The organism is Methylobacterium sp. WL7 (assembly GCF_008040085.1).
Taxonomy (GTDB): Bacteria; Pseudomonadota; Alphaproteobacteria; order Rhizobiales; family Beijerinckiaceae; genus Methylobacterium; species Methylobacterium mesophilicum.
Map to the genome: position 1 here is coordinate 1 of NZ_VRVG01000234.1, position 3899 is coordinate 3899.

A 3899-nucleotide genomic window follows, 5' to 3' on the forward strand; every position below is an offset into this window, starting at 1 on the left:
GGTCGCCGAAGGAGGCGAGCAGGCTGTCGAGGGGGCGGCCGCGCAGGGCCTCGATCACGGATGGGGTGACGTCGATGATCTCGTAGCGGGCGAGCGTGCCGCCGTCGGCGGTGGCGACTTCCGCGCCGGCCTGGATCGCGCTCGCCGTCGGACCCGCCGCGGGCAGGTACGAGCAGCCCGACATCGCCGTCGCGGCGAGCAGAGCGAGGGAAAGTTTGCGCATCCAGATGTTGCCCATCGGTTTTGCCGAGCCCGTGCCTAGCCCATAGCGGCCGGGGTGTCCGTAGCGGGTGGGCCACACTGCGCCCGCGACGGCCGAGCGAGCGGTTTCATCCTCACTAAGCACAGCTTTTTCGGGGCATGCCGACGAAAACTTTACGGCCGGAGCCGGAACGGCGCCCCTCAATTGGCTTGGCTCACCGTCGTGCTGATGCGCTCGTAGATCGGGGTCATCCGGGAGCCGTAGTATCGGATACTGCCGGCCGCGACGATGAAGATCAGCGCGCCGATCAGGGCGTATTCCATCGCGGTGGAACCGCTGGCGTCCGGGGCGAAGCGCGGCAGCGCCCGCCGGGCGAGGTCGCGCCCACGGATGCGGGATCGTCCGGAAGCCGCCTTCGATCCCTCGCAGCTCGGCTCCGCCATCCGTGACTCCGACTTCCCCTGCGCCCGGATCCGCACCCGATCGTATCGCGATCGGGCTCGTCTCCCGGCCCCTGGTTCAACATGCTCGCGCACGCATAAACCGGTATCCACGCCGACGATGAGCGCTCTCGCCGCCCGGCGCGATGGAAACGTCTAACCGGGTTCCCATTGCCGCCGGCTTAATAGTGTCTTCGAAACATCGCCTTCGCGACGTGGATCCGAACGACGAAAGGCCGGCGCCCGTGAAGGCGCCGACCTTTCGACATGTCCGATGACGCGGCCCGGACCCGTCCAGGGCGCGTCGTGCCGGGGTCGCTCAGGCGTGGCCGGCCTTGTGGCGCAGGTCGTCGATCCGCTTGGACGCCTCGGCCTTGTCGATGTCCGAGTCGAAGGCCTCCGGCTCCTTGGCCTCTTCCGACAAGGTCTTGAGGTACGAAGCCTGCGCCCCGGTCATCGGCTCACCGCCGGTGGTCCACTGATCCGGATCCTTGATCTGGTTCGAGACGTCCTTCGGATCGGTCTTCGGGTTGTCCTGGGTCGCGTCGTGCTTGTCGGCTGCCTTGGCCATGGGACCCTCGTTCCTGAAATGTTCTGTCGTCGCCGGGGAGAACGTGCCGCCCCAGCGGGGGTTCCACGGGATGTCGGCGCATCGCCCGCTGTTCCCCAGGAACCTTTCCTTCCCGGCCGCCGAGCCTATTGATGAACCCCATGGCGCAGCGTGGCGCCCCGGAGCGGCGTGGTCCGGATGAGCGCGGATGGGCGGATGCAGAACGAAGCCGGAGCGGCCGCGCGGGCGGCGCAGGTCCTCGTGGTCATGGGCGTCTCGGGCTCGGGCAAGAGCACCGTCGGCGCGCTGATCGCCGAGCGGCTCGGCTGGATCTTCGTGGACGGCGACAGCTTCCACACCCCCGAGCACGTGGCCAAGATGCATGCGGGCCACGCGCTGGACGACGAGGACCGCGCGCCCTGGCTCGCCCGGATCGCGGTCTGGATCCAGCATCGGCTGGAGGCCGGCGAATCCGGCGTGGTGGTCTGCTCGGCCCTGCGCCGGGCGTACCGGGACGTGCTCACCCGCGGGAGCCGGCGCGTCCGCATCGTCTACCTGGACGGCGACAGGGCCCTGGTGTCCCGGCGCCTCGCCGAGCGCCACGGCCACTTCATGTCGCCCCGGCTGCTGGACAGCCAGTTCGCCACCCTGGAGATCCCCGGCCCCGACGAGCACCCGGTCATCGTGGGGATCGACGCGCCGCCGGAGGCCGTCGCCGACCGCGTCGTGGCGCAGCTCGCCGCGGAATCCCCCCTCCCCGCCGAGAGGACCTGAGCGATGGCGACGAAGGCGACCGGCATCGCCCTGGTGATCTCCGATGTCGACGGCACGCTGGTGACCGACGACAAGCAGCTCGCCGCCTCGACGGTCGCGGCGGTGAAGCGCCTGCGCGCGGCCGGGATCGGCTTCAGCATCGCGTCGGCCCGGCCGCCGCTGGGCCTTCGCGGCCTCGTCGACGCCCTCGGCCTCGACCTGCCGATGGGGGCGTTCAACGGCGCCAGCGTGGTCCGGCCCGATCTCTCGACCATCGAGGAGCGGCTGATCCCGGAAGCGGCCGCGCGGGCGGCGCTGGAGCGCCTTCAGGCCGAGGATCTCGACGTCTGGGTCTTCGCCGCGGGGGCCTGGTGCCTGCGCGACCCGGAGGGCCCCTACGCGGATCTCGAACGCCGGACGATCGACGCCGAGCCGCGCGTGGTGGCCGATCTCGGCAGCCTGATGGGGGCGGCCTCGAAGATCGTCGGGGTCAGCCGGGACCACGCGCACCTGGCCGATTGCGAGGCCCGGATCGGGACCGCGCTGGCCGGCCGCGCCACCGTGCACCGCTCGCAGGCCTATTATCTCGACGTGACGCCGCCCGGGCTCGACAAGGGGCAGTTCGTGGCCTGGATGAGCGCGCATCTGCGCATCCCGCCCGAGCGGATCGCGACCTTCGGGGATGCCGGGAACGACCGGCCCATGTTCGCCCGCAGCGGATTCTCGGTGGCGATGGGCAATGCCGAGCCGGGCGTGAAGGCGGCCGCCAGCGCCGTGACGGACGGCAACGGCGCGGACGGCTTCGCCCACGGGGTCGCGCGCTTCATCCTGCCCTGAGCGTCCAGCCCCACACGCTGTGGATAACCGGGATGGTTAACCGACGGCGCCGCCCTGTGGCGGACAAGGCACAGGGGCGCCCGACACCCCGCTCGCCCACAGGCTGCCGGATCCGGGCCCCTTTCCGGCCTCATTTCCCCGCGACCTAGCTTGACCACAGTAGAAGCAGGACCGGGTCTCGGAATGCATCGCCTCTTCCTGGCTGCCGCTCTCGCGGTCGTGCCCGTCGCCGCCTTCGGGCAGGGCGCGCGCGACAACATCGATGCGCTGATCGAGCAGCAGGCCAAGGCAAACGGCGTCCCGGCGAGCTTCGTCCACGCGGTGGTCAAGCGCGAGAGCAACTACAACCCGAAGGCCAAGGGCGGCAGCGCCCTCGGGCTGATGCAGATCAAGCACGCGACGGCGCGCAGCCTCGGATACACCGGCGACGCGGCCGGCCTGTACGATCCGGCGACCAACCTGCGCTACGGCGTCGCCTACCTGGCGGGCGCCTACCGCACCGCCCAGGGCAACGTCAGCCAAGCCTACCAGTACTACAACCGCGGCTATTACTACGCGGCCAAGCGCCAGGGCATCTCCAGCGAGGTCGCCTCGGTGGTGGCCCCCGTGGCGGCCTCGGCCAGCGCGTTGGCGAGCCTGTTCGGCGGCGGCGTCACGGATTCCGGCGCCGCCTCCGGGGCCCTGGCCTACGCACCCACCGCCGCCGCCGTCGCCGCGGTGCCGAGCGAGACGGTCGAGGTCCCGCTCCCGCCCCGGCGTCCGGACGCCCTCAGCGGCGCCGTCGCGTATGCGAGCCTGTCCGTCGAGCCCGCCGCCGCGGGTGCCGCGCCGGGCGCCGCCGTTCAGATGGCCGCGGTCGAGACCGTGGAGGTCCCGCTGCCGCCGCGCCGTCCGGCCGGCCTCGGCAGCGCGGCTTCGGAGGCCGCGCCGGCCCAGCTCGCCGAGTTGCGCCTGTCCCCGCAGGCCGAGCCGGCCGCGGCGTTCCAGGGCGCCGCGATGACGCCAGCGGCGGCGGCCGCCGGGGTGACCGAGACCGTGGACGTGCCGCTGCCGCCGCGCCGCCCGTCGATCCAGCTGCTGGCCGCCGCCACGCCGCGCCGCGCGGCGCGCCGCGCGG

General features: G+C 72.1%; 5 protein-coding genes and 1 pseudogene. 3 read left to right on the forward strand and 3 right to left on the reverse strand.

The genetic code is table 11. The features are described from left to right. From FV233_RS28480 to FV233_RS28490, 3 genes and pseudogenes are all read right to left on the reverse strand, one after another. A pseudogene (locus FV233_RS28480) lies at positions 1-223 on the reverse strand (sugar transporter); the annotation flags it as partial. Positions 224-402: 179 nt separating this feature from the next. Continuing rightward, positions 403-645 carry a hypothetical protein gene (locus FV233_RS28485; protein ID WP_147856751.1) on the reverse strand — a complete coding sequence of 81 codons (243 nt, stop codon included), beginning with the start codon at positions 643-645 and terminating at the stop codon, positions 403-405. A gap of 316 nt (positions 646-961) precedes the next feature. After that, a complete protein-coding gene (locus tag FV233_RS28490; protein ID WP_147856752.1) occupies positions 962-1213 on the reverse strand; it encodes a DUF3072 domain-containing protein in 252 nt (83 codons plus the stop codon). A 195-nt stretch (positions 1214-1408) separates the two neighbouring features. Here FV233_RS28490 and FV233_RS28495 point away from each other — a divergent pair, with 195 nt between their 5' ends. From FV233_RS28495 to FV233_RS30725, 3 genes are all read left to right on the forward strand, one after another. Continuing rightward, entirely contained in the window at positions 1409-1966 is a 558-nt protein-coding gene (locus FV233_RS28495) for a gluconokinase (RefSeq protein WP_147899531.1), read from the forward strand. Positions 1967-1969: 3 nt separating this feature from the next. Beyond that, positions 1970-2782: a Cof-type HAD-IIB family hydrolase gene (locus tag FV233_RS28500; protein ID WP_147899532.1), complete on the forward strand. Its 813-nt coding sequence runs from the start codon at positions 1970-1972 to the stop codon at positions 2780-2782. Between the two features lie 183 nt (positions 2783-2965). Next, on the forward strand, positions 2966-3899 hold a 934-nt coding region (locus FV233_RS30725), incomplete at its 3' end, for a transglycosylase SLT domain-containing protein (RefSeq protein ID WP_187278260.1).